The sequence below is a fragment of the Streptomyces sp. NPDC085481 genome (assembly GCF_044541845.1).
In the GTDB taxonomy this organism is placed as follows: Bacteria; Actinomycetota; Actinomycetes; order Streptomycetales; family Streptomycetaceae; genus Streptomyces.
In genome coordinates, this window is the sequence record NZ_JBITTJ010000001.1 from 926,933 (window position 1) to 951,139 (window position 24,207).

Below are 24,207 nucleotides of genomic sequence, written 5' to 3' on the forward strand. Positions count from 1 at the left end.
GTATAGCGGACATCCGTTCCCTGTGAGCGGTGTGGGCCCACAGACTGTGGGCTCCCTCCCCGTCTCAGCTAGCGAACAGGGCTCGCTCATGTCTCGGACCACCGCGCCCGCGCAGGCCGACCGCAAGGACGACGCGGCCGCTCCCGCAGGGGGCCTGTCCCACGGCCTCAAGCAGCGCCATCTGTCGATGATCGCCCTCGGCGGCGTCATCGGCGCCGGGCTCTTCGTCGGCTCCGGCGCCGGCATCGCCGCGGCCGGACCCTCGATCGTCCTCGCGTACGCGATCTCCGGCGTGCTCGTCATGCTCGTGATGCGCATGCTGGGCGAGATGTCGGCGGCGAACCCGGCCTCCGGCTCCTTCTCCGTCCACGCCGAGCGGGCGCTCGGCCCCTGGGCCGGCTTCACCGCGGGCTGGGCCTTCTGGTTCCTGCTCTGTGTGGCCGTCGGCCTGGAGGGCATCGGCGCCGCGGGCATCATGACCGGCTGGTTCCCGGGCACCCCGGAGTGGGCCTGGGTGGCCCTGTTCATGGTGGTGTTCTGCGGCACGAACCTGGCCGCCGTGAAGAACTTCGGCGAGTTCGAGTTCTGGTTCGCCGCGCTCAAGGTCGGCGCGATCGTCCTCTTCCTCGGCATCGGCGTGCTCGCGATCGTCGGCGTCCTGCCGGGCACCGACGCCCCGGGCGCCGGCAACCTCACCGGCGACGGCGGCTTCTTCCCCAACGGCTCCGAGGGCCTGATCGTCGGTCTGCTCGCCTCCGTCTTCGCGTACGGCGGTCTGGAGACCGTCACGATCGCCGCGGCCGAGTCCGAGCACCCCGTACAGGGCGTCGCCAAGGCCGTCCGTACGGCGATGTGGCGTATCGCGATCTTCTACATCGGCTCGATGGCGGTCATCGTCACCCTCGTCCCGTGGGGCGACAAGGCGGTCGTCGAGAAGGGCCCGTACGTCGCCACCCTCGACCACCTGGGCATCCCGGCCACCGGCCAGATCATGAACGTGGTCGTCCTGGTCGCCCTGCTCTCGGCGATGAACGCCAACATCTACGGCGCCTCCCGCATGGCCGGCTCCCTGGTCGCCCGCCGCCAGGGTCCGAAGGCGCTCGGCCGCACCTACGGCGGCGTGCCGCGTCCGGCGGTGCTGGTGTCCTCGGTCTTCGGCTTCGGCTGCGTGCTGCTGAGCTACTGGTCGCCGGACAAGGCCTTCATCTGGCTGCTCAACACCATCGGCGCGATCATCCTTGTCGTCTGGTTCTTCATCGCGGTCTCGCAACTGGTGCTGCGCCGGCGCACCGAGCGCGAGGCGCCGGAGAAGCTGGTCGTGAAGATGTGGGCGTTCCCGGCGCTGACCTGGGTGGCCATCGCCGGCATGGCGGGCATCTTCTTCCTGATGGCCCGCGAGGAGGGCACCCGGGTGCAGCTCTACTGGACCGGCGCCCTGACGCTGGTGCTCGCGGCGGTCGGCTTCGTGCTGCAGAAGGTGCGCGGGAAGGCGTCCGAGGAGGCCTGACCCGCCCCCTGACACACCGCGCGCCCCGTCGAGCTCTCGCTCGGCGGGGCGCGCTGCTGTCGTGCGGAGCGTGAACGGGGCGGTGGCCGCTGCGAGTTTCAGGGGGAGGGTCACACCCGCAGGTGAGGGAGCACGCCCGGCCAGGCCGGGCGGCGACACGGACCTGGGCGGCAACACGGACCTAGGACCAAGGGCTGATCAACTTGGACTGCATCTACTGTTAGCCTGCACTTGCATATAGGTTGCAATAACCAGTCAGTCGAAGGGCTCGGCACATGGCCATCTACACGCTTCCGGAGCTGCCGTACGACTACGCGGCGCTGGAGCCGGTGATCAACCCGCAGATCATCGAGCTGCACCACGACAAGCACCACGCCGCGTACGTCAAGGGGGCGAACGACACCCTGGAGCAGCTGGAGGAGGCCCGCGACAAGGAGCAGTGGGGCTCCATCAACGGCCTGGAGAAGAACCTGGCCTTCCACCTGTCGGGCCACATCCTGCACTCCATCTACTGGAACAACATGAACAGCCCGAAGGACGGCGGCGGCGGCGAGCCGCTGGCCGCCGACGGGGTCGGCGAGCTCGCCGACGCGATCACCGAGTCCTTCGGCTCCTTCGCCAAGTTCAAGTCCCAGCTGACCAAGGCCTCGGCGACCACCCAGGGCTCCGGCTGGGGCGTCCTCGCCTACGAGCCGATCAGCGGCCGGCTGATCGTCGAGCAGGTCTACGACCACCAGGGCAACGTCGGCCAGGGCTCGATCCCGGTCCTGGTCTTCGACGCCTGGGAGCACGCCTTCTACCTGCAGTACAAGAACCAGAAGGTCGACTTCATCGAGGCCATGTGGCAGGTCGTCAACTGGCAGGACGTGAACAAGCGCTACCAGGCCGCCAAGGCCAGCGTGCCGCTCATCTCGTTCTGACGGCCCCCCTGTCGTCCTGCTCGTGATCGTCTTCTCAACCTTCACCTGCAGGCGGATGAAAGAAGAACCCCCGCGATGACGTGAATCGCGGGGGTTCTTCCGTCCGGGCGGGCGGCTGCTACTCGAAGCTCGGCGCCTCCGTCCGGGTGCGCTTGATCTCGTAGAAGCCGGGCGTCGACGCCACGAGCAGCGTGCCGTCCCACAGCCGGGCCGCCGCCTCGCCGCGCGGGGTCGGGGTGACGACCGGGCCGAAGAAGGCGACCTCGTCGCCGTCCGCGCCGGGGACGGCGATCACCGGGGTGCCGACGTCCTGGCCGACCTTGTCGATGCCCTCCTTGTGGGAGGCGCGCAGCTGGGTGTCGTAGGTGTCCTGGTCGGCGAAGTCGGCCAGCGACTCCGGCAGGCCGACCTCGGCCAGCGCGCCGACGATCGCCTCGCGGGTCGGGCCCTCGCCCTTGTTGTGGAAGCGGGTGCCGAGCGCCGTGTAGAGCTTGCCGACGACCTCGTCGCCGTGCAGCTGCTGGGCCGCTGTCACCACGCGCACCGGGCCCCAGGCCTTGGTCTCCAGCATCTCGCGGTACTCCGCCGGGACCTCGTCGAGACGGTTCTCGTTGAGGACGGCCAGGCTCATGACCTTCCAGCGCACGTCGACCGGGCGCACCTTCTCCACCTCCACCATCCAGCGGGAGGTCATCCACGCCCACGGGCACAGCGGGTCGAAGAAGAACTCGGCGGTGGTCCTGCTCTCGGACATGTCTCTCCTCGATGGGTCGATCGGGTGCGCCTCGGGGGAACGCGACCGGCCGGCCCCGGCATTCCCGTGCGCTCGTGGTCATGGGCACATGGGAGGATCGGTGCTGTTTCGAACGAGCCACGAAGGAGTGACCGTGCCCGGTGAGAATCTGTCCCGCGACGAGGCCCGCGAGCGGGCCGAGCTGCTGTCCGTCGACGGGTACGAGGTCGCCCTCGACCTGCGCTCGGCGCTCGGCGAGTCCGGGGAGGGCGTACGCACCTTCCGCTCGGTGACGACCCTGCGCTTCCGTCGTACGGGACGGGGCGACAGCACGTTCGTCGACCTGATCGCCCCCTCGGTGAACGCGGTCACCCTCAACGGGCGCGCCCTCGATCCGGCGGTCGTCTTCGACGGCGCGCGGATCGCGCTCGACGGCCTGGCCGACGACAACGTGCTCGTGGTCGACGCCCAGTGCGCCTACAGCCGGACCGGCGAGGGCATGCACCGCTTCGTCGACCCGGAGGACGGCGAGGTCTACCTCTACACGCAGTACGAGCCGGCCGACGCCCGCCGGGTCTTCGCCACCTTCGAGCAGCCCGACCTCAAGGCGCCCTACCGCTTCGAGGTGACCGCGCCCGAGGGCTGGACCGTGTGGTCCAACGGCGTGGGCGAGCAGGACGCCGAGGGCGTGTGGCGGTTCGCCGAGACGGCGCCCATCTCCACGTACATCACCTGCGTGGTGGCCGGTCCGTACCACTACGTCACGGACACCTACCAGCGCGGGGACCTCGAGATCCCGCTGGGCGCGATGTGCCGCAAGGGGCTCGCGAAGCACTTCGACGCGGACGACGTCTTCCTGATCACCAAGCAGGGCTTCGACTTCTTCCACGACAACTTCGACTACCCGTACCCCTTCGGGAAGTACGACCAGGCCTTCGTCCCCGAGTACAACCTCGGCGCGATGGAGAACCCGGGCATGGTCACCTTCCGCGAGGAGTACATCTACCGCGGCAAGGTCACGCAGGCTGCGTACGAGCGCCGGGCCAACGTGATCCTGCACGAGATGGCCCACATGTGGTTCGGCGACCTGGTCACCATGGTGTGGTGGGACGACCTGTGGCTGAAGGAGTCCTTCGCCGACTTCATGGGCTCCTTCTCGCTGGCCGAGGCGACCCGCTTCACCAACAGCTGGGTGACCTTCGCCAACAACCGCAAGGCGTGGGCGTACCGGGCCGACCAGCTGCCGTCCACCCACCCGATCACGGCCGACATCCGTGACCTGGAGGACGCCAAGCTGAACTTCGACGGCATCACGTACGCCAAGGGCGCCTCGGTCCTGAAGCAGCTCGTCGCGTACGCGGGCCGGGACGCCTTCCTCGAGGGCGCGCGCCGCTACTTCAAGCGCCACGCCTACGGCAACACGCGCCTGGCGGACCTGCTGACCGTCCTGGAGGAGACCTCGGGCCGGGACATGAAGGGCTGGGCCAAGTCCTGGCTGCAGACCTCCGGCGTCAACACCCTGGCCCCGGTCGTCACCTACGACGCGGAGGGCCGGATCACCGAGCTCGCCGTGGTGCAGGAGGGCGAGGAGCTGCGCCCGCACCGCGCCGCCGTGGGCCTCTACCGGCTCTCCGGCGGGGAGCTCGTGCGGTACGCGCGGGCCGAGGCCGACCTCATGGGTGCGAGCACGGTCGTCGAGGAGCTCGCCGGGCAGGAAAGGCCGGACCTGGTCCTGGTCAACGACGACGACCTCACCTACTGCAAGATCCGCTTCGACGACGGCTCGCTCGCCACGCTGCGCGCCCACCTCGGCGACATCACCGACCCGCTGGCACGCGCCCTGTGCTGGTCCGCGCTGTGGAACCTGACCCGCGACGGCCTGATGCCGGCCCGCGACTTCGTCCGGGTGGTGCTCGACTTCGCGGGCCGCGAGACCGACATCGGCGTGCTCCAGATGGTCCACGCCTGGGCGCAGTCCGCCGTCACCCACTACGCGGCGCCGGACTGGCGGCCCGAGGGCGGACGGCTGCTCGCCGAGGGCGGACTGCGCGAGCTGCGGCTCGCCGAGCCGGGCAGCGAGCACCAGCTGACCTGGGCCCGCTTCTTCGCCGCGGTGGCCTCGTCCGAGGCCGACCTCCAGCTCCTTCAGGGGCTGCTCGACGGCACGGCCGCCGTCGACGGGCTCGACGTGGAGCAGGAGCTGCGCTGGTCGTTCCTGGAGCCGCTGGCCACGCACGGCCACGCCGACGAGGCCCGGATCGGCGAGGAGCTGGCCCGGGACGACACCGCCACCGGCAAGCGCCACCAGGTGCGCTGTCTGGCCGCGCGGCCCTCGGCGGCGGTCAAGGCGCAGGCGTGGGCGCAGGTCGTCGAGTCGGACGCGCTGTCGAACGCGCTGGTGGAGGCGACCATCGCGGGCTTCGGCCGGCCCTCGCAGCGCGATCTGATCGCGCCGTACGCGGAGAAGTACTTCGCCGCCATCGAGCGGATCTGGGGGGAGCGTTCCATCCAGATCGCCATGGACGTGGTGCGCGGTCTCTTCCCGGGGCTCCAGGACCGCGAGGAGACCCTGGCCGCGACGGACGCGTGGCTGTCGGCGCACGCGTCGGCCGCCCCGGCGCTGCGCCGTCTCGTCCTGGAGGCGCGCGACGACCTGGCCCGGGCGCTGCGCGGGCAGGACTGCGACCGTCGCGCTGAGTAGCCGGTCGCGCCGCGGCCCCTGGCGGTTTCTCCGCCGGGGGTCGCGGTGCGTGACGGCGGCGGGCGCGGGGCGGGCGAAATGCTCGCACTCATCGGCACTCGAACGCGCGTACTTTAGTGCGGTGTTGTCCCGCTTTGTCGACGGGCGCGTAACAGCGGTTAGGTGACGTTCGTACGGCGGAACACCGTCGGCATGAACCACAACACCCCCAACGCCCCCCTCTCCCCCCTCCCCCACACCGGCGAGGCACGGTTCCGCGAGGCCATGGCCCACGCCGGCCCCGGCGCGATGATCACCGGGCTCGCCGCGCTCTCCCTGCACCGCTTCGCCTCCGCTCCCCCGCCCGTCATGATCGACCGGGTCGACGTCCTGGTGCCGCGCACCCGGCGGCTGCGGTCCACCGGCCACGTGCGCGTGGTGCGCACCGCCGAGCCGCCGCAGCCGGTCGAGCTCGACGCGCTGCCGGTCGCCCCGGTCCCCCGGGCGCTCTCCGACGCGGTCGCGGCGCTCTCCGACCCGGGCGTGGTGCGCCGGCTGCTGACCGAGGCCGTGAGCGGCGGCCACTGTGAACCGGCCGCGGTCGTACGGGAGTTGAACCGGGCACGGCTGCTCACCCGCCCGCACGTGGTGGACGCGGTGGACGCGCTGCTCGCCGAGGGGCGGTCGATCGCCGAGGACCGGCTGTACGCGATGGTGCGCGAGTTCGCGCTGCCGGACCCGCTGTGGAACGTGGACCTGCGGCTGCCGGGCGGCCCGCACCTCGGCGGCGTCGACGCCTACTGGCCGGACCAGTCGGTCGCCGTGGAGCTGGACACCCGGGCGCCGCGGCAGGACGACGACGCGCTGTGGTCCGAGTACACGCGCAAGCGCGAGCACCTGGAGCGGCTCGGCATCACCGTCGTGCACATCACCCCGCGCAAGCTGCGCGAGGCGATGGACCAGCAGGCGACCGTGGTCCGTACCGCCCTGATGGCCGCGTCGGACCGCCAGCCGGCCGCCTACGTCGTCGTCCTGCCCCGCTGACCCGCTACTTCTTCGGGCCGGTGCCGCAGAACTCGGCGTCGACGAGGGTGTGACTGTCGCCCGTCCAGTCGGCGTTGAAGTTCCCGGCGAGCGAGTGCTCGCCGTCCCGGGTCACCAGGGCCTGGGAGGAGGAGCCGTGGATGCCGCCGCCGTGGCCCCAGACCTCCTTGCCGCAGCTCAGCTTCTCCCAGAAGAGCCCGAGCCCGTAGCCCAGTTCGGGCCGGTCGGGGGCGACCTGGACCTTGTCGGTCATCTCCGCCAGCTCGGCCTTCGGCAGCAGCCGGCCCTTGAACAGGGCGCGGTAGAAGGTCTGCAGATCGTTCGCGTCCGAGATGATCTCGCCGGCCGCACCCGCGATGCTCGGGTTCAGCGCGGTCACGTCGTACGTCGGCCCCACCGCCTCCCGGGACAGTTTCGAGTACGCGGGAGAGTGCGGCTTCGGCATCCGGGCGTCGGTGCCGGGGACGCTGGTGGCGCGCAGCTTGAGCGGCTTGATGATCCGGTTCTCGACCGCCTTGCCGTAGGAGCGCCCGGTGACCTTCTCGATGATCATGCCGGCCACGACGTAGTTGGTGTTGGAGTAGTTCCAGTCCGTGCCGGGCTCGAACTCGGCCGGGTGGGCCATCGCGACGGCGACGAGCTGCCCCGGGGTCCAGGCGTCGTAGCGGTGCTCCAGGAAGCCGGGGCCGAACACCCGCTCCTGGAAGGCGGGGTCGTTGGTGTAGCTGTAGATGCCGCTGGTGTGGTTGAGCAGCTGGCGGACGGTGATCCTGCGGCCGTCGTGGCCGTTGCCGCGGATCACGCCGGGCAGCCACGTGTCGACCGGGTCGTCGAGGTCGATCCGGCCCTCGGCCTGGAGCTGGAGCAGGACGGTGGCGGTGAAGGTCTTGGTGATGGAGCCGACCCGGAAACGGTCGTTCCCCTTGCGCTCGCCCGCGGTGCCGGTCCAGCGGCCCTGCCCGTCGCGGGCCTGGGCGACGGCACCGGGCACGCCGTCGGCCACCGCCTTGTCGAGGGCCTGCTGGGTGGCCGCGTGCCCCGCCTTCGGGGGTGCGGCGGCGACGGCGGGCGCGGCGAGGGCGGTGGCGGCGAGACCGGCCACGAGGGTGGCGGCGACGACGTTGCGGGCGGTGCGTGCGGCTGACATACGAGCTCCCCTGACGTACGTACTGCGTGTGTTCTGCTTCGGTCACGGGAGGGGACCGCGGGGGCCGGACGGCGGGTTGAGCCCGGTCGTGACGGTTGAGCCGTTTTCAGCCGTTCGCCGGATCGTGCAGGGGCGAGTGGCCCAGCGGGGGCCGGTCGCGCCAGAGCTGGAGGCCGATGTCGACGAGTTCGACGCGGGTGAGGGAGGGCACCGACTCCAGCGGGTGCCAGGCGGCGAGGTCGGTGGAGCCGGAGTCCTCGTTGCGCAGGGTGCCGCCGGTGATCCGCGCCTCGTAGATGATCCGCAGCCCCTGCCAGTCGCCGGGCCCGGCGAGGCGGCGCAGCCAGTCGCGGCGGATGGAGTCGATACCGAGCAGTGCGGTCGGCTCGGCGACGTACCCCGTCTCCTCCTCCACCTCCCGTACGACGGTCTGCACCGGCAGTTCGCCGTGGTCCATGCCGCCGCCGGGCAGCGTCCACCGCTTCACCCCGGCGCGATCCACCCAGCGGGCGAGGAGCACCTCACCGTCCCGTACGCACACGGCGTAGGCCGCCACCCTCAACTCGGTCTTCATGAAGGGAGGTTAGGGCCTGTTCTCAGATCCAGTACGCGGGGTAGCGGCGGCCCGAGAGGCGGGCGCCGGCGAGGCCGGTGGCGACGAGGAGGAGGGAGGCGAGGGCGAGCAGGGCGAGGAAGGTCCAGAACGGCGGATTCTGGAGGGTGACGATCACCGCGGTCGCGGCGGCCGGCGAGTGCGGGGTGCGGGCGGCGGACATCACGCCGAGGGCGAGGCCGCCGGCGACGGCGGCGCCCCACAGTCCCGGACCGGTGACGGCGAGCACGGCGAAGCCGGTGAGGGCGGAGAGCAACTGGCCGCCGACGATCGAGCGGGGCTGGGCCAGCGGCAGGTCGGGCGCGCCCGCCACGAGGGCCATGCTCGCCGCGAGCGGCGGGATGAGCAGCGGCTCGTGCAGGGCGTAGCCGACGGCGACGAGCAGGAGCAGCGCGGTGACGCTGACGGCGGTGGAGGCCAGCAGCACACGGGGCCGGGGGCGGGCGGGCGCGGAGACGCGGGCGGGGGCGGAGGCGGAGGCGGGCGGGGCGGTCGTCACGGGCGGGTCCTCGGGTGGGTTCGGTGGAGCGGTGGCGGGCCGGGAGCGGTCCGGTTCAGTGGAGCGGGGGGTTGGACGGGGAGTACTCGGGGGCCGACCAGCGCAGGGGGCTGGCGCCACGGGTCTCGGCGACGCTGTCCAGGCGGAAGCGGACGGCGCGGCCCGCGGGGCCGTACTCGGTGTGGGCGCAGCCGGAGAGCTGGAGGGTGGTGCCGGTGCGCCAGTCGAGGAAGAGCAGGCCGGCGCGGCCGTCCGCCTCCAGGTTGCCGAGGGTGAGGAACATGGCGTTGCCCGGGTAGTCGAGCCAGCGCAGTTCGGTCGGCGAGACCAGCTCGACGAAGCCGGGGGCGCCGCCGCGGTGGCTGGCGTCGACACCGTCGGGGGCGGCGGTGGCGACGAAGAAGGTGTCGGCGGCACGGACCAGGCGCCCCTGGTCGGGGGTGAGCGCCCGGCCGTGCCGCACGGCACCGGTCTGCGGGCCGAGGTCCTCGGCGAAGCCGTACAGGGCGCGCTTCTGGAGGTACTTCGGGCAGTTGGAGAAGACCTGCTCGGCCTCGACGAGGAAGCCGCGGGCGCTCGGCCGGGCGGTGCCGTTGAGCCGTATGCGGCGGCGGGTGCGCGGGTCGAGGGCCAGGGTGCCGACGGGGGTGCCGGGCTCGGTGACGGCGGCGGCGAGCGGGTCGCGGGCGGGGACGCCGCCGGCGACGGAGACGGTGTGCGGGCCGGTGGCCCGGGTGAAGCCGGGGCGGCCGGTGAGCAGGCTGGCCCAGACCCGGCCGGCCGGGTCCGCGGCGCCGAGCACGAGCATCGGCTGCGCCTCCAGGAAGGCGGCGGCGACGGGGCGGATGCCGGGGCCGATGGAGCGGCCGGCGTGCTCGGCGGTCTGCCGGACCCCGAGGCGGTCCTGCACGGCGAGGGAGCCGGGGTGGTACGCGGTGGTCACGGGGATCCTCCGGAGGTACGGCGCGGGGACACGGGGAGTGCTAACCTCTCATTTCAACTTTAGAGGTTAGGCAAGGCTGTGCGCAACCGGTCACGTACTCTTGAGGGGTTAGGCCGAAAACAGTCCAACGAGGAGGGCGTCCGCCATGACCGTCACCGACCCGCGGCCGCTCACCGGCGAGCCCGTCTCGCTGGATCTGCTCAACACCCGCTGGATGGCCGACGGCGTGCGCCAGGACCTGCTCACCGACACCGCCGGGCTCACCGTCTGGCTCGCCTCCAACGGCCTCGACGCGCGCTTCCCCGCCGACGCGACCACCCTGCGCCACACCCTGGCCGCCCGCGACGCGCTGTCCGCCCTCGTCGACCGGCCGGGAGACCCGGACGCCACCGCCCGGGTCGACGCGGTCCTCGGCCACGGCCGGATCCGGGCCACCCTCACCCCCGAAGGCCCGGGCGAGCGGCCGGAGTTCGCCGAGCCGGCCTGGGGTCCGGGCTGGACCGCCGCGCGCGACTACCTCGACCTGCTGCGCACGAATCCGGAACGGATCCGCAAGTGCGCGCACGAGGCGTGCATCCTGCACTTCTTCGACACCTCGCGGAACGGCACCCGACGCTGGTGCTCCATGGCGCTGTGCGGCAACCGGGCCAAGGCCTCGCGCCACTATGCCCGTACAAAGGACAACTAATCCCCTGCCGCATCGCCCCCGTTGGGGATGATTCGTCCCTCATGGCGCATCCTGCGATGTGGCGGATGTATGCCACCTACGCATTCCGCCGTCCATGAACTCTCCCCAAACCCCTGTCCTTTGCGAAAGGCTGAGCGGTCATCCGGTACCGGAATCCGGACCCTCTTCTTTCACAAACAGGGATGTAAATGACCACCCCCGAAACCCAGAGCTCCATACCCGGGCGCTCGACCGCCGGGACCAGACGCGCGGCCCGCATCGCCGCCGCCGCCGGACTCGTGACCGCCCTGGTCGCGGCCGGTGCCGCCCCGGTGCTGGCCGCCGACGACCCGGCGACCACCTCCCCGGCGCAGACCGCCAAGCCCGCCGACGAGAACGACAAGCTCGGCACCACCGACGCCCAGCGCCTCTCCGAGGCCGAGGCCACCGGCGCGAAGAACGTCACCGTCCTCGTCGCCACCGCCCCCGGCGCCACCGAGCAGGTCGCGGGCCAGCTCGACGCCGTCCCCGGCGCCTCCGTCGGCAAGCAGGACGACAAGCTCGGCTACGTCCGCGCCACCCTGCCGACCGGCAAGGCCGGCGCCGCCATCAAGGCCGCCACCAAGCTCTCCTCGGTCCAGTCGGTCGACCTCCAGGCGGAGATCGAGCTCGACGACCCCACCCCGGACGCCGGCACCACCGGCGCCGTCGAGGGCACCACCGTCACCAGGACGTACCCGGCGCCCGGCAAGCAGACCCCGGCGAAGAACCCGTACAACCCGTCCCACGAGACCGGTGCGGTCGACTTCGTCAAGGAGCACCCCAAGGCCGACGGCCGCGGCGTGACCATCGGCATCCTCGACTCCGGTGTCGACCTCGGCCACCCGGCCCTGCAGAAGACCACGACCGGCGAGCGCAAGATCGTCGACTGGGTCACCGCCACCGACCCGCTCACCGAGAGCGACGGCACCTGGCGCGCCCAGATCACCCCGGTCGCGGGGCCCGTCTTCACCGCCGGCGGCCAGAGCTGGAAGGCCCCCGCGGGCTCGTACCAGTGGAGCCGCTTCAGCGAGTCGGTCACCGCGGGCGGCGACCCGAAGGGCGACATCAACCGCGACGGCGACACCACCGACCGCTTCGGCATGCTGTACGACGCCGCCGCCGGCACCGTCGTCGTGGACACCGACCAGGACGGCGACTTCACGAACAACGCGCCGATGAAGCCGTACAAGGACGGCTACCAGGTCGGCTACTTCGGCACCGACAACCCGGCCACCGAGGTCGTCGAGAAGGTCCCGTTCGTCGTGGAGATCCGCAAGGACGTCCCGATGGACCCGCTGGGCGGCGACTGGGTCGGCAAGAAGGCCGACTTCGTCAACGTCGGCCTCGTCGAGTCCTCCCACGGCACCCACGTGGCCGGCATCACCGCCGCCCACGGCCTGTTCGGCGGCCGGATGAACGGCGCCGCGCCCGGCGCCAAGATCGTCTCCGCGCGTGCCTGCACCTGGACCGGCGGCTGCACCAACACCGCCCTCACCGAGGGCATGATCGACCTCGTCTCCAAGCGCGGCGTCGACATCGTCAACATGTCGATCGGCGGCCTGCCGCTGCAGAACGACGGCGACAACGTCCGCGCCCGCCTCTACACCCGTCTGATCGACGAGTACGGCGTGCAGCTGGTCATCTCGGCCGGCAACGAGGGCCCCGGCATCAACACGATCGGCGACCCCGGCCTGGCCGACAAGGTCCTGTCGGTCGGCGCGGCCGTCTCCAAGGAGACCTGGGCCGCCAACTACGGCTCCGCCGTCGAGAAGAAGTACGCCATGTTCCCCTTCTCCTCGCGCGGCCCGCGTGAGGACGGCGGCTTCACCCCGACCATCTCCGCCCCCGGCTCGGCCGTGAACACCATCCCGACCTGGCAGCCCGGCGCGGGCGTCCCGGAGTCCGGATACACGCTGCCCGCCGGCTACGGCATGCTCAACGGCACCTCGATGTCCTCGCCGCAGGCGGCGGGCGCGAGCGCGCTGCTGATCTCGGCCGCCAAGCAGAAGCACATCGCGCTCTCCCCGCTCACCCTGCGCACCGCGCTCACCTCGACCGCGCAGCGGATCCCGGGTGTCGCGGCCCACGAGCAGGGCGCCGGCCTCATGGACATCGAGGAGGCCTGGGAGTCGATCAAGGACGGCGCCACCGCCCACGACTACAAGGTCGAGGCCCCGGTCGACACCGTGATCTTCCCGGCCCCGCACACCGGCACCGGCGTGTACGACCGCGAGGGCGGCCTCAAGGCCGGCCAGAAGAAGGTCTACGACGTCACCGTCACGCGCACGAGCGGCCCGAACCGGCCCGTCGAGCACGAGCTGGACCTGAAGTACAACGACGGCACCTTCCGCATCCTCGGCGACGACGAGATCGACCTGCCGCTGAACAAGCCGGTCACCGTCAGGCTGGAGGCCCGCCCGAAGACCGCCGGCGTGCACAGCGTCATCCTGGAGGCCGACGACGAGCGCACCGAGGGCGTGGACAAGCAGATCCTCGCCACCTCGGTCGTCTCCAGCCCCCTGACCGCGCCCGGCTACGGCTTCACCGCCACCGGCTCGACGCAGCGCAACAGCGCCAAGTCGTACTTCGTCACCGTGCCGAAGGGCGCCAAGACCCTCGAGGTCTCGCTCAGCGGGCTGAAGGAGAAGAGCCAGACCCGGTTCATCACCCAGCACCCGTACGGCGTGGCCCTGGAGGACACGGCGACCAACCAGTGCTACCCGCACTACAACCCGGCGAACACCTGCCGTCCTGACCTGCGCTCCTACGCGAACCCGATCCCGGGCGTCTGGGAGATCATCGTCGAGTCCCGCCGTACCTCGCCGGACCTGGACAACCCGTTCAAGCTGAACGTGTCCGTGCTCGGCGCCGACTTCGACCCGACGGTCCAGACGGTCCCCGAGGCCAGGATCGGCACCCCGGCCGCCGTGGAGTGGAAGGTCACCAACGGCTTCGCCGCGCTCGACGGACGGCTGAAGGGCGGCCCGCTCGGCTCGCAGAAGACCGAGAAGTCGACCATCCAGCACCACGAGCAGCAGACCAAGACCATCACCATCGGTGAGGGCGTGGAGCGCCTCGACATCGCCATCGGCAACACCTCCGACCTGACCGCCGACCTCGACCTCACGGTCATGCTCGGCGACACCCAGGTCGGCCAGTCGGCCGACGGCGACTCCGAGGAGTCCGTCTCCCTGGTCAAGCCCGCCGCGGGCACCTACACCGTCGTCATCGACGGCTACTCGGTGCAGGCGGCCGGTGGCACCAGCTACGACTACAAGGACGTGTACTACTCGTCCGCGCTCGGCTCCGTGAAGGTCGACGAGTCGCAGCAGGTCCAGCTGGCCAACGGCGCGTCCGCCCAGGTCGCCGCCGAGGTCGTGGTCAACGCCGCCGCCCCCGAGGGCCGGCAGTTCTTCGGCGAGGTCCAGCTGCTGAACGCGCGCGGCACCGCCGCGGGCACCGGCAGCGTGGTGATCGGCAAGGTCACCCCGTAACACCGTCGGACGAACGGCGGGGCGGGCACCGAAACCGGTGCCCGCCCCTTCGTCGTCTCCCTGGTCGTCCCTGTCGTCCTCCGCTTGATCATCCGGGAACCGTCCCGATCCTCGGACAATGGATTGGACAAGGCGGGCCGGGACATACGCATCATGGACGGCAGCAGCCTGCACAAACGTACGGAGGAGTCCCCGTGAAGGTCGGAATCGTCGGAGCCACCGGTCAGGTCGGCACAGTCATGCGCAGCATTCTGGCCGAGCGCAACTTCCCGGTCGACGAGCTGCGGCTCTTCGCCTCCGCCCGGTCCGCCGGCACCGTCGTCGACGGCGTGACGGTCGAGGACGCGTCCACCGCCGACTACACCGGCCTGGACATCGTGCTCTTCTCCGCCGGCGGCGCCACCTCCAAGGCCCTCGCCGAGAAGGTCGCCTCCCAGGGCGCCGTCGTGATCGACAACTCCTCCGCCTGGCGCCGCGACCCCGAGGTCCCGCTGGTCGTGTCCGAGGTCAACCCGCACGCGATCAAGGACCGCCCCAAGGGCATCATCGCCAACCCGAACTGCACCACGATGGCCGCCATGCCGGTCCTCAAGCCGCTCCACCAGGAGGCCGGCCTCGTCGCCCTCGTCGCCACCACCTACCAGGCCGTCTCCGGCTCGGGCGTGGCCGGCGTCGCGGAGCTGCGCACCCAGGCGTGCGCCGTCGCCGAGCAGGCCGACCAGCTCGCCTTCGACGGCGAGGCCGTCGCCTTCCCCGAGCCGAACGTCTACCGCCGCCCCATCGCCTTCAACGTGGTGCCGCTGGCCGGCAACCTGGTCGACGACGGCACCCACGAGACCGACGAGGAGCAGAAGCTCCGCAACGAGTCCCGCAAGATCCTGGAGATCCCCGGCCTCAAGGTCTCCGGCACCTGTGTGCGCGTCCCGGTCTTCTCCGGCCACTCGCTCCAGGTCAACGCCCGCTTCGAGCGTCCCATCAGCGTCGAGCGCGCCTACGAGCTGCTCAAGGACGCCGAGGGCGTCGAGCTCTCCGAGATCCCCACGCCGCTGCAGGCGGCCGGCAAGGACGCCTCCTACGTGGGCCGCATCCGCGTCGACGAGACCGTCGACCACGGCCTGGCGCTCTTCCTCTCCAACGACAACCTGCGCAAGGGCGCGGCCCTGAACGCCGTGCAGATCGCGGAGCTGGTGGCGGCCGAGCTGCAGGGCTGAGGCCTCCGGCCAGGCGCCGGGGGGCGGCCGTCCGTGGGACGGCCGCCCCTCGCCTGTTCGCCCTGGGAAATGTCCGGTGCGCTGCCGACACGCCCCGTGGAAGGATGGGCCAAACGTCACGAAACCGAGGAGTTGACCGGGTGCCTGGCACAAACCTGACCCGTGAAGAGGCGCAGCAGCGGGCGAAGCTGCTGTCCGTGGACGCGTACGAGGTCGACCTCGACCTCACCGGTGCGCAGGAGGGCGGCACCTACCGGTCCGTCACCACCGTCCACTTCGATTCCGCCGAGGCCGGTGCCGAGACCTTCATCGATCTCGTCGCCCCCGCCGTGCACGAGGTCGTGCTCAACGGGCACGCCCTCGACGTCGCCGCCGTCTTCCGGGACTCGCGGATCGCGCTGCCCCACCTCGAGCAGGGGCGCAACGAGCTGAAGGTCGTCGCGGACTGCGCGTACACCAACACCGGTGAGGGCCTGCACCGCTTCGTCGACCCGGTCGACGGCCAGGCCTATCTGTACACGCAGTTCGAGGTGCCGGACGCCCGCCGCGTCTTCGCCTCCTTCGAGCAGCCGGACCTGAAGGCGACCTTCCAGTTCACCGTGAAGGCCCCGTCCGGCTGGTCGGTCATCTCCAACTCCCCCACGCCGGAGCCCAAGGACGACGTGTGGGTCTTCGAGCCGACCCCGCGGATCTCCACGTACATCACCGCGCTGATCGTCGGCCCGTACCACTCGGTGCACTCCACCTACGAGGGCTCCGACGGCCAGGTCGTGCCGCTCGGCATCTACTGCCGTCCGTCGCTGGCCGAGTTCCTCGACGCGGACCACATCTTCGACGTCACGCGCCAGGGCTTCGGCTGGTTCCAGGAGAAGTTCGCGTACGACTACCCGTTCGCGAAGTACGACCAGCTGTTCGTGCCGGAGTTCAACGCCGGCGCGATGGAGAACGCGGGCGCGGTCACCATCCGCGACCAGTACGTGTTCCGGTCGAAGGTGACGGACGCGGCGTACGAGCGCCGGGCGGAGACGATCCTGCACGAGCTCGCCCACATGTGGTTCGGCGACCTCGTCACCATGGAGTGGTGGAACGACCTGTGGCTGAACGAGTCGTTCGCCACCTACACGTCGGTCGCCTGCCAGGCCTCCGTCGAGGGCACCCGCTGGCCGAACGCCTGGACCACCTTCGCCAACGCGGAGAAGACCTGGGCCTACCGCCAGGACCAGCTGCCGTCCACGCACCCGATCATGGCCGAGATCAACGACCTCGAGGACGTGCTCGTCAACTTCGACGGCATCACCTACGCCAAGGGCGCCTCCGTCCTGAAGCAGCTGGTGGCGTACGTCGGCCAGGACGAGTTCTTCAAGGGCGTCCAGGCGTACTTCAAGGCGCACGCCTTCGGCAACACCCGTCTGACCGACCTGCTCGGCGCCCTGGAGGAGACCTCCGGGCGTGACCTGAAGGCCTGGTCGAAGGCGTGGCTGGAGACCGCGGGCATCAACATCCTGCGGCCCGAGATCGAGACCGACGAGAACGGCGCCATCACCGCCTTCGCCGTCCGCCAGGAGGCCCCGGCGCTGCCGGCCGGCGCCAAGGGCGTCTCGATCCTGCGCCCGCACCGGATCGCGATCGGCTTCTACGACCTGGACGCGGGCGGCAAGCTGGTCCGCACCGAGCGGGTCGAGCTGGACATCGAGGCCGCCGAACTGACGGCCGTGCCGCAGCTCGCCGGCAAGCAGCGGCCCGCGGTCGTGCTGCTCAACGACGACGACCTGTCGTACGCCAAGGTCCGCCTGGACGAGGTGTCGCTGAAGAACGTCACCGCGCACCTGGGCGACTTCACCGAGTCGCTGCCGCGGGCGCTGTGCTGGGCCTCGGCCTGGGACATGACCCGCGACGGCGAGCTGGCCACCCGCGACTACCTGGACCTGGTGCTCTCCGGCATCACCAAGGAGTCCGACATCGGCGTGGTCCAGTCGCTCCAGGGCCAGGTCAAGGCCGCCCTCGACCTCTACGCGGCGCCGGAGTGGCGGGCCGAGGGCCTGGCCCGCTGGGGCGCGGCGGCGCAGGAGCAGCTGCGGGCGGCGGCGCCGGGCAGCGACCACCAGCTGGCGTGGGCGCGGGCCTTCGCGGCGACCGCCCGTGAGGACGCGGAGCTCGACCTGCTGGCCGGGCTGCTCGACGGCGGCGTGGTCATCGACGGTCTGGCCGTCGACACCGAGCTGCGCTGGGCGTTCGTGCAGCGGCTCGCGGCGACCGGCCGGTTCGACGAGCCGGAGATCGCGGCGGAGCTGGAGCGGGACCGTACGGCGGCGGGCGAGCGGCACGCGGCGACGGCCCGTGCGGCCCGGCCGACCGAGGCCGCCAAGGCCGCGGCCTGGGCCTCGGTCGTGGAGTCCGACACGCTCGCGAACGCGGTGCAGGAGGCCGTGATCGGCGGCTTCGTGCAGTCCGACCAGCGTGAGCTGCTCGCCCCGTACACGGCGAAGTACTTCGCCTCGATCAAGCGCGTCTCGGAGACCCGCAGCCACGAGATCGTGCAGCAGATCGTGGTCGGCCTCTACCCGACGCTCCAGGTCTCGCAGGCCACCCTGGACGCCACGGACGCCTGGATCGCCGAGCACGACCCGGCCCCGGCGCTGCGCCGCATGGTGACGGAGTGCCGCGCGGGCGTCGAGCGCGCCCTGAAGGCGCAGGCGGCGGACGCCGCGGCGGCCTGATCGCGGACGGCCTGATCGCGTACTGATCGCGCACGGAAGGGGCCCCCGGACCACTGACGGTCCGGGGGCCCTTCGGCGTGTCAGCGGGTCAGCGGGTCAGCGGGTCAGCCCAGGTTGGTGAGCCACTGCCAGCCGCCGGTGCCGATGGTGACCGGGGTGCCGAGGCCGCCGGCGGTGCCGGGGAGGAACTCCAGGTTCTCGGCGGTGCCGGCGGTACGGGTGGTCCACAGGTCCGCGAGGCCGTCGCCGGTGACGTCGCCGGCCGAGACGGCGAGGCGGCGGTCGGCGAGGGTCCACGGGCCGCCGGTGAGCTCGACCGGAACGGCGAGGTGCTGGCTGCCCTGGCTCGCGTACTGCTGGAGCTTGCCGGTGGCGCGGTCGCGGCCCCAGACGTCGGCCTTGCCGTCGCCGGTCACGTCGCCGGGCAGGATCACGTCGTAGCCGGCCCACTCGGCGTCGCCGATCTTCAGGGCGGCCTTGGCGGCGAAGGTCGGCCGGCCGTCGACGGCCGGGCCGCCGCGGTGCAGCCACAGGCCGGTGACGCTGCGGGCGAGGACGTCGGGCAGGCCGTCGCCGTCCACGTCGCCCGCGGCGAGCGGGGTGGCGTTCGTCCAGCCGGTGGGGCGGCCGCCCATGGCGATCCGGGGGCCGAGCTCGCCGCTGCCCTTGTTCGGGTAGACCCACAGCTCGTCGCCGATGCGGGCGACGACGTCCTCGCGGCCGTCGCCGGTCCAGTCGCCGCGGTGGCTGACGGCGGCGCCGGCCCAGCCGCCGGTGCCGATCTGGCGCAGGCCGGCGAGCCCGCCGCCGCCGGTGCCGGAGTAGAGCCGCAGGTTGCCGTCGTCCTTGACGGCGAGGAAGTCGGCCCGGCCGTCGCCGGTCAGGTCGCCGCCGACGGTGGTGCCGGGCCGGGGCTCGGGGTAGGCGGCGGCGCGCAGCAGCAGGTGGTCGGAGAGCGGGGCCGTACCCTCCGGCTCGGGCTCGAGGGCGTCGGCGCGGACGGTGTGGAAGTCGCGGGCGCTCAGGAAGACGTGGTCGAACTTCTTGGCGTTCGTGGTGCCGATGTTGACGGTCGGCTCTCCGGAGTGGCACTCGGTGGCTGCGGCCTCGCAGCCGGCCTGGGCGAACCATTCGTGGTCGTTCTCGTCGGCCTCGGCGAACGGGCCGGTGCCGGGGAGGCCGGCGCGGATCGGGTTGAGCACCGGGTCGTACCCCGGCGTCGTACCGGCGTTGAGGTCGCCGCCGAAGATGACGGGGAGCCCGGCGGCCCAGGTGTCGACGTGGGAGAGGGCCTCGGCGGAGCCGTTGTCGGGCTCTATGTACTGGGCGAGGTGGGTGTTGCAGACCAGCGTGGTCCGGCCGTCGACGGGGCCGCGGGCGCACAGCACCGAGCGGGCCTCCTGGCCGGCCGGGACGGTCAGGTTGGCCGCGTAGCGGTCGACCGCCGGGGCCTTGACGAAGATGCCGAGCCCGAAGCGGGTGTCGGTGGACCACTTGTCGCAGCCGGTGGCGGTCGTGGTGGAGGTCCAGACGCCGGTGTAGCCGGGCAGTGCGTCGCGCAGCGCGGCCCACTGGCCGAAGCAGAGCTCCTGGAGCATCAGGGCGTCGGTGTCCCAGGCGAGCGTCTGCTCCTTGACCTTGGCGGTCCAGGTCGGCAGGTCGAGGGCGCTCCGGCAGGTGGACGCGCCGCACACGTTGTACGAGATGGTCCGCACGGACGGCGCGGTGGCGGGGTCGACGACGTCGGCGGCGGCCGGCCCCGCGGTCGCGAGTACCGCGGCGGCCAGCAGCGCGAGCGCGGCGACTGTTCGGGACAGGAGTCTCATGTCCCGAGAGCCTAGTGATCGTTTCCGTGTACCTGTCAGGCGGTCCGTCAGGCGGTCGGGCGGTCCCTCAGGCGGTCAGGCGGGCGTACGTGGCCCGCAGTCCGGCCGCTCCCTGCTCCGTGAGGCTGCCGTGCAGCCTCATCCGGGCGATGCCGCCGTCGGGGAAGGCGTCGAGGCGGACGTGGGTGACGACGGCCTGGGCCGGGAGCACGAAGCGGTGCAGGGTGTCGGGCTGGAGCCGGGTGCGCGGGATGATCTCGAACCACTCCGCGCTTCCCGAGGGATCACCGTTGCAGCCCTGGAGGGCGATCCAGCCCGCCGAATTGCCCTTGAGGTACGCGGTGTCGATCTCCACCGCCCGGACGGCGCCCTGGGCGGCGAGCCGGAAGCGCACCCAGTCGTTGGTGCCGCGGACCCGGCGGCGGCGGTTCTCCCAGCCGTCGTCCATCTTGCGGGAGGTGCCGGGCAGGATGATCTGGGTGGGCGAGGAGTAGAAGCGGTCGGAGGCGTCCTCGTACACGCCGCCGTTGAGTACGGAGACCAGGTCGAGGGTGCCGAGCACGGCCAGCCACTCGGGGTCGGGGACGACCTCGCCGTGCACGCGGAGGCGGGCGATGCCGCCGTCGGGGTGCTGGCAGAGCCGTACGTGGGTGTAGCGGCGTCCGGCGTCGACGGTGAAGCCGTTGGCGGCGTGGCCGCGTACGGGGGTGGGCGGCACCAGCTCCTCCCACGTGGCGTCGAGGAGTTCGGCGGGGCTCGGGGAGCCCTCGACGGCTGCGGCCTGGATCGAGACGCGCTGCGGGTAGTTGCCGCGGAAGTGGGCGGTGTCGACGACGATGCCGCGGATGACGCCGGGGGCGCCGAGGCGGACGATCGCCCAGTCGTGGTCCTCGGGGGCGGGGAAGGGGTGGCCGGCGTCGGCACCCCGGCGGCGCCGGGTCTCCCAGCCGTCCATGATCTTTCCCTTGTGGCCGAAGTGCTCGGGGTCGAAGACGGCGCGCTCACGGACGAGCAGGTTCTCGCGCTCGGCGAAGAACTCGTCGTTCGCCGCGACCACTCCGGCGCCCAGGCGGCGGTCGGCGAGGTCGACGAGCTCGGTGAAGGGGAAGTCGCCGGCGCGGTAGTCGGCGTAGGGGTCGCCGCCGGCGTAGGGCGCGGCGTCGTTGGTGTGCGGGTCGAGGTCCTGGGCGAGGGCGGATGCGGTGTCGTGGAGGCTCATGGCGTCGACTGTGCCGCCGGTAGACCACACAGGTCCATCGAATGTTTTCGACGGTCCTTTTCAGCTCTGCTGAACGGTCTCGCGCTGCACCGCGGCCTGCCGGAGCGCCGCCAGGACCCGCGCCACGGCCGGCCCCTCCTCCGCCCCGCGCCGTACCGCCGCGACGACGTGGCGGCGCGGCTGGTCGGCCGAGAGCACCCGCATGACCACCCCGGTACGGCGCTCGGCGGCGGCCATCCGGGGCACCAGGGCCACGCCCATGCCGGCCTCGACCATGGCGAGGATCGCGGTCCAGCCGGCCGCGCTGTGCGCCTGCTCGGGCACGAATCCGGCGGCCTCGCAGGCGGCCGTGGTGATCTCCGACCAGGGCCCGGAGCCGCCGAAGATCCAGGCCTCGGCGGAGAGGTCGGCGAGCCGGAGGCCGGGTGCCTCGGCGAGCGGATGCCCGGCGGGCAGGGCAACGTCGAGCGGGTCGGCGAGCAGCGGGACCCGGGTGAACTTGGGGTCGCGGGCGGTGGGCGCGTGGGCGGCGAGCGACAGGGCCAGGTCGACGTCGCCCGCGGTGAGCAGGTCGTACGCCTCCGCCGCCTCGGCCTCCCGCACCCGGACGTCGAGCCCGGGGTGGGCGGTGCGCAGCGCCTGGACGGCGGGGACGAGCAGCGCGGGCACGGCGGTGGAGAACGCCGCGACCCGCACCCGTCCCGCCTCGCCCCGCAGATACCCGTCGAGTTCGGCCTCGGCCCGCTCCAACTGGGCGAAGACCGCCTCGGCGTGGCGCAGCACCAGGTGCGCGGCGTCGGTGAGCCGCACCCGCCGCCCGTGCGCCTCCAGGAGCTGGACGCCGAGCTGCCTGGCCAGGTTGGTGAGCTGCTGCGAGACGGCCGAGGGGGTCATGAGCAGCGCCTGGGCGGTCGCGGTGACGGTGCCGCGGTCGCGGAGGGTGCGGAGGATCTGGAGCTTCTTGATGTCCCACTCGGTCATGGAGCGCAACCTACCGGGCCGAACTCAGGGCCACTCCGCCGAGGATGAGCGCCATGCAGGCCACGCCGAGGGCACCGAGCCGCTCGCCGAGCAGGGCGTACGACAGGAGGGCGACGCAGACCGGCTGGAGGTAGTAGACGATGCCGGCGCGGGCGGCGCCGATCAGGCCGATGGCCTTGTTCCAGGCGAAGAAGGCGACGGCGGAGGAGAGGACGCCGACGTAGACGAGCGGGCCGACGGTGCCGGCGGTGGGCTCGAAGCCGCCGTGGGCCGCGAGGTCGGACACGTACACCGGAAGCAGCATCAGGGCGCCGGCGACGAAGGTCGTGTAGAGGAAGACGACCCCGCCGAGTCCGTCCGGGCGCCGCTTGAGCAGGGCGCTGTACGAGGCGAAGCTGAGCGCCGCCGCGAACATCCACAGGTCGCCGGCGCCGAGCCGGGCCGGCAGCGCCCCCTTGCCGACCAGGAGCAGCACGCCGGCGCAGGCGATCACCATGCCCGTCACGCGCCGGGCCCCGAGCCGGGCGCCGCCGAACCGCTCGTACAGCGCCATGATCACCGGCGAGGTGGCCATGATCATGCCCATGTTGCCGGCGGAGGTGGTGAGTCCGGCCTGGTTGACGAGGGTGTTGTAGACGGTGATGCCGAGCAGCGAGGCGAGGACGACGAAGCCGAGGTGACGGCGGATCAGGTGTCGCTGCCGCCAGGTGGCGCGGGCGGCGAAGGGGGTGACGACCAGGATCGCCACGATCCAGCGCCAGAAGGCGGCCTGGACGGGCGGGACGGTGTCGTGCAGGGCGCGGGCGGCGACGAAGCTGCCGGACCAGACGACGGTGGCGAGCAGGGCGAGGAACACGCCGAGGCCGGCGCCCCGCTTGGCGGGTGCCGGCCTCTCGGTGGTGGCGGTGTCGGTGGTGGCGGTGTCGGTGGTGGCGGTGTCGGTATCCGTGGCGGTCGGGTGACGTGCGGCGATCAGGCTCATGGGCCTTAACGTCGCACCCCGGAACCCTCCACGTCCATCGAAACTTCCTGACTGTTCCTTTCAGTAGAGCTGAACGATCTTCCGTCCGCGGCAGCCTTGGGAGCACGCGGGTTCAGCTGACCCACCAGCGTGGCACCGAAGGCGATCGCCATGCCCATCAGCTGCACCGGGCCGAGCGCCTGGCCGAGCGCCGCCCAGCCGATGACGGCGGCGGCGAGGGGCGAGAGCGGGCCGAGGAGGGTGACGGAGGAGGCGCTGAGCCGCTCGATGCCCCGGAACCAGAGGAAGTAGGAGATCGCGGTGTTGCCGAAGGCGAGGTAGGCGTAGCCGGCCAGGTTGGTGCCGGTGAGGGCGGGCGGGGCGCCCTCGGCGAGGAAGGCGATGGGCAGGACGATCAGGCCGCCCGCAGTGAGCTGCCAGCCGGTCAGGGCGAGGGCGCCGACCCCCTCGGGGCGACCCCAGCGCTTGGTGAAGACGGTGCCCGCGGACATCGACAGGGAGGAGAGCAGTCCGGCGACCACACCGACCGCGTCGAGCGCGGCTCCGGCCTTGAGCACCACGAGACTGACACCGAAGGCGGCGGCGATCGCGGTGAGCAGCACCTTCACGGTGGGCCTGTCGCCCAGGAAGAGGGCGGCCAGGCCGACGACGAAGAGCGGTCCGACCGAGCCGACGACGGCGGCGACGCCGCCGGGCAGACGGTAGGCGGCCAGGAAGAGGAGCGGGAAGAAGGCTCCGATGTTCAGGGCACCGAGGACGGCGGACTTCCACCACCAGGCGCCCTGCGGCAGCTTGCGGGTGAGGGCGAGGAGCACCAGTCCGGCGGGCAGCGCGCGCATCAGGCCGGTGAACAGCGGCCGGTCGGGCGGCAGGAACTCCGTGGTGACGAAGTAGGTGGAGCCCCAGGAGGTCGGGGCGAGGGCGGTCAGTGCGACCGTGGCGGCCTTGCGGGACATGGCAGGTTCCCCCTGAGGTGTGTGGC

General features: G+C 72.0%; 18 protein-coding genes. 8 read left to right on the plus strand and 10 right to left on the minus strand.

Features of this window, described 5'->3' with window-relative positions:
• Window positions 1–88 precede the first annotated feature (88 nt).
• Both ACIGEZ_RS04330 and ACIGEZ_RS04335 read left to right on the plus strand, forming a co-directional pair.
• Window positions 89–1,507 carry an amino acid permease gene (locus ACIGEZ_RS04330; RefSeq protein ID WP_399825464.1) on the plus strand — a complete coding sequence of 473 codons (1,419 nt, stop codon included), beginning with the start codon at window positions 89–91 and terminating at the stop codon, window positions 1,505–1,507.
• Between the two features lie 275 nt (window positions 1,508–1,782).
• Entirely contained in the window at window positions 1,783–2,427 is a 645-nt protein-coding gene (locus ACIGEZ_RS04335; RefSeq protein WP_399825467.1) for a superoxide dismutase, read from the plus strand.
• Between the two features lie 118 nt (window positions 2,428–2,545).
• Here the strand turns inward: ACIGEZ_RS04335 and ACIGEZ_RS04340 are convergent, their stop codons facing one another.
• A complete protein-coding gene (locus tag ACIGEZ_RS04340) occupies window positions 2,546–3,181 on the minus strand; it encodes a DsbA family protein (protein ID WP_399825470.1) in 636 nt (211 codons plus the stop codon).
• 133 nt (window positions 3,182–3,314) lie between these two features.
• Between ACIGEZ_RS04340 and pepN (ACIGEZ_RS04345) the strand changes: the two genes are divergently transcribed.
• Entirely contained in the window at window positions 3,315–5,861 is a 2,547-nt protein-coding gene (pepN, locus tag ACIGEZ_RS04345; RefSeq protein ID WP_399825472.1) for an aminopeptidase N, read from the plus strand.
• Between the two features lie 192 nt (window positions 5,862–6,053).
• Complete coding sequence (locus tag ACIGEZ_RS04350; protein ID WP_399826212.1) at window positions 6,054–6,884, plus strand: hypothetical protein; 831 nt, start codon at window positions 6,054–6,056, stop codon at window positions 6,882–6,884.
• A 4-nt stretch (window positions 6,885–6,888) separates the two neighbouring features.
• Here ACIGEZ_RS04350 and ACIGEZ_RS04355 read toward each other — a convergent pair whose 3' ends face one another.
• From ACIGEZ_RS04355 to ACIGEZ_RS04370, 4 genes are all read right to left on the minus strand, one after another.
• Window positions 6,889–8,031: a serine hydrolase domain-containing protein gene (locus ACIGEZ_RS04355; protein WP_399825474.1), complete on the minus strand. Its 1,143-nt coding sequence runs from the start codon at window positions 8,029–8,031 to the stop codon at window positions 6,889–6,891.
• 106 nt (window positions 8,032–8,137) lie between these two features.
• Window positions 8,138–8,605 carry an NUDIX hydrolase gene (locus tag ACIGEZ_RS04360; protein WP_399825476.1) on the minus strand — a complete coding sequence of 156 codons (468 nt, stop codon included), beginning with the start codon at window positions 8,603–8,605 and terminating at the stop codon, window positions 8,138–8,140.
• A gap of 22 nt (window positions 8,606–8,627) precedes the next feature.
• Window positions 8,628–9,143: an HPP family protein gene (locus ACIGEZ_RS04365; RefSeq protein WP_399825478.1), complete on the minus strand. Its 516-nt coding sequence runs from the start codon at window positions 9,141–9,143 to the stop codon at window positions 8,628–8,630.
• A gap of 55 nt (window positions 9,144–9,198) precedes the next feature.
• Complete coding sequence (locus tag ACIGEZ_RS04370; RefSeq protein WP_399825481.1) at window positions 9,199–10,086, minus strand: pyridoxamine 5'-phosphate oxidase family protein; 888 nt, start codon at window positions 10,084–10,086, stop codon at window positions 9,199–9,201.
• A gap of 145 nt (window positions 10,087–10,231) precedes the next feature.
• Between ACIGEZ_RS04370 and ACIGEZ_RS04375 the strand changes: the two genes are divergently transcribed.
• The 4 genes from ACIGEZ_RS04375 (at window position 10,232) to pepN (ACIGEZ_RS04390) (ending at window position 18,217) form a co-directional block, all read left to right on the plus strand.
• Window positions 10,232–10,774 carry a CGNR zinc finger domain-containing protein gene (locus ACIGEZ_RS04375; protein WP_399825484.1) on the plus strand — a complete coding sequence of 181 codons (543 nt, stop codon included), beginning with the start codon at window positions 10,232–10,234 and terminating at the stop codon, window positions 10,772–10,774.
• A 188-nt stretch (window positions 10,775–10,962) separates the two neighbouring features.
• Window positions 10,963–14,289 carry a S8 family serine peptidase gene (locus ACIGEZ_RS04380; protein ID WP_399825486.1) on the plus strand — a complete coding sequence of 1,109 codons (3,327 nt, stop codon included), beginning with the start codon at window positions 10,963–10,965 and terminating at the stop codon, window positions 14,287–14,289.
• A 194-nt stretch (window positions 14,290–14,483) separates the two neighbouring features.
• A complete protein-coding gene (locus tag ACIGEZ_RS04385) occupies window positions 14,484–15,500 on the plus strand; it encodes an aspartate-semialdehyde dehydrogenase (RefSeq protein ID WP_399825488.1) in 1,017 nt (338 codons plus the stop codon).
• A 140-nt stretch (window positions 15,501–15,640) separates the two neighbouring features.
• Window positions 15,641–18,217: an aminopeptidase N gene (gene pepN, locus ACIGEZ_RS04390; RefSeq protein ID WP_399825491.1), complete on the plus strand. Its 2,577-nt coding sequence runs from the start codon at window positions 15,641–15,643 to the stop codon at window positions 18,215–18,217.
• 104 nt (window positions 18,218–18,321) lie between these two features.
• Here the strand turns inward: pepN (ACIGEZ_RS04390) and ACIGEZ_RS04395 are convergent, their stop codons facing one another.
• The 5 genes from ACIGEZ_RS04395 to ACIGEZ_RS04415 all read right to left on the minus strand — a co-directional run bounded on the left by ACIGEZ_RS04395 (window position 18,322) and on the right by ACIGEZ_RS04415 (window position 24,181).
• Window positions 18,322–20,043, minus strand: a complete 1,722-nt coding sequence (locus tag ACIGEZ_RS04395) for an FG-GAP-like repeat-containing protein (protein WP_399825493.1) — start codon at window positions 20,041–20,043, stop codon at window positions 18,322–18,324.
• Window positions 20,044–20,110: 67 nt separating this feature from the next.
• Window positions 20,111–21,262: an allantoicase gene (gene alc / locus ACIGEZ_RS04400; protein ID WP_399825496.1), complete on the minus strand. Its 1,152-nt coding sequence runs from the start codon at window positions 21,260–21,262 to the stop codon at window positions 20,111–20,113.
• Between the two features lie 60 nt (window positions 21,263–21,322).
• On the minus strand, window positions 21,323–22,243 hold the full coding sequence (locus ACIGEZ_RS04405; RefSeq protein WP_399825499.1) for a LysR family transcriptional regulator: 921 nt from the start codon (window positions 22,241–22,243) through the stop codon (window positions 21,323–21,325).
• Window positions 22,244–22,253: 10 nt separating this feature from the next.
• Entirely contained in the window at window positions 22,254–23,225 is a 972-nt protein-coding gene (locus tag ACIGEZ_RS04410) for a DMT family transporter (RefSeq protein ID WP_399825501.1), read from the minus strand.
• Between the two features lie 5 nt (window positions 23,226–23,230).
• Window positions 23,231–24,181, minus strand: coding sequence for an EamA family transporter (locus ACIGEZ_RS04415; protein ID WP_399825504.1), 951 nt, complete (start codon window positions 24,179–24,181; stop codon window positions 23,231–23,233).
• Between the last annotated feature and the right edge of the window lie 26 nt (window positions 24,182–24,207).

Coding starts and splice junctions, on each gene's coding strand:
- ACIGEZ_RS04335 (WP_399825467.1), top strand. CDS start 1,783: ATGGCCATCTACACGCTTCCGGAGCTGCCGTACGACTACGCGGCGCTG.
- ACIGEZ_RS04350 (WP_399826212.1), top strand. CDS start 6,054: ATGAACCACAACACCCCCAACGCCCCCCTCTCCCCCCTCCCCCACACC.
- ACIGEZ_RS04340 (WP_399825470.1), bottom strand. CDS start 3,181: ATGTCCGAGAGCAGGACCACCGCCGAGTTCTTCTTCGACCCGCTGTGC.
- ACIGEZ_RS04375 (WP_399825484.1), top strand. CDS start 10,232: ATGACCGTCACCGACCCGCGGCCGCTCACCGGCGAGCCCGTCTCGCTG.
- ACIGEZ_RS04330 (WP_399825464.1), top strand. CDS start 89: ATGTCTCGGACCACCGCGCCCGCGCAGGCCGACCGCAAGGACGACGCG.
- ACIGEZ_RS04355 (WP_399825474.1), bottom strand. CDS start 8,031: ATGTCAGCCGCACGCACCGCCCGCAACGTCGTCGCCGCCACCCTCGTG.
- ACIGEZ_RS04405 (WP_399825499.1), bottom strand. CDS start 22,243: ATGACCGAGTGGGACATCAAGAAGCTCCAGATCCTCCGCACCCTCCGC.
- alc (WP_399825496.1), bottom strand. CDS start 21,262: ATGAGCCTCCACGACACCGCATCCGCCCTCGCCCAGGACCTCGACCCG.
- ACIGEZ_RS04360 (WP_399825476.1), bottom strand. CDS start 8,605: ATGAAGACCGAGTTGAGGGTGGCGGCCTACGCCGTGTGCGTACGGGAC.
- ACIGEZ_RS04380 (WP_399825486.1), top strand. CDS start 10,963: ATGACCACCCCCGAAACCCAGAGCTCCATACCCGGGCGCTCGACCGCC.
- ACIGEZ_RS04395 (WP_399825493.1), bottom strand. CDS start 20,043: ATGAGACTCCTGTCCCGAACAGTCGCCGCGCTCGCGCTGCTGGCCGCC.
- ACIGEZ_RS04410 (WP_399825501.1), bottom strand. CDS start 23,225: ATGAGCCTGATCGCCGCACGTCACCCGACCGCCACGGATACCGACACC.
- ACIGEZ_RS04415 (WP_399825504.1), bottom strand. CDS start 24,181: ATGTCCCGCAAGGCCGCCACGGTCGCACTGACCGCCCTCGCCCCGACC.